Consider the following 677-nt stretch of genomic DNA (forward strand, 5'->3'; position numbering starts at 1 on the left):
AATGTCGCTCTGCATGCCTGATGGCCCCAGAGTGGCCGTGTAGGGCACACCATGGATACTGAAGTTGGTCTGGGGGTTGTCCGCGCTCGGCAGCAAGTCATCCCAGTACATTGCAAGCCGAAGGTCCTTCGGTGCCGGTTGATTGCCGTGTTGTTGCCAGCTCGAGAGTCTCCGTTGCGGCATCGACGTCTTGCTGCCCCGAACCCCTCTCCGGCGCCAGCGACTGCGGCGTCACTCGCATCGAACCGCCCACGGAACTGCGACGCGGCACACGGTCGCCGGCGCTACTATCGTGCGAACCGCCGGTTCGAGAGCTGGGCGGCATTCGAAGCGCATCTGGACCGGTGGGTACGCGATGTTGCCGACCAGCGTGAACACGGCACGACTGGCATAGCGCCAGCGGAACGCTTTGCCGCGGAGGCTGGGGCGCTTCGCCCGCTGGCTGGCCGCGCGCCGTTCGGGCAGTTGCGGGATCTCATGCGCAAGGTTCAGGCCGATTGCGCAATCGACCTCGACACGAACAGCTACTCCGTGCCTTGGCGTCTGATCGGCGAGAGCGTTCAGGTCGTGGTACTGGCAGGCCGTGTGATCATCCGTCATGCGGGCCATGTCAATGCCGCGTAATTTTCCCCAGAAGTGCCGAAGTAAAATTCCCCACTTATGCCGACGTGGATGCC

General features: G+C 63.4%; 1 pseudogene. It reads left to right on the plus strand.

The window, feature by feature from the left end:
* Positions 1 to 294 precede the first annotated feature (294 nt).
* A pseudogene (locus ATY29_RS02535) lies at positions 295 to 618 on the plus strand (Mu transposase domain-containing protein); the annotation flags it as partial.
* Between the last annotated feature and the right edge of the window lie 59 nt (positions 619 to 677).

Source organism: Rhizobium hidalgonense (assembly GCF_002914525.1).
GTDB classification, from domain to species: domain Bacteria; phylum Pseudomonadota; class Alphaproteobacteria; order Rhizobiales; family Rhizobiaceae; genus Rhizobium; species Rhizobium hidalgonense.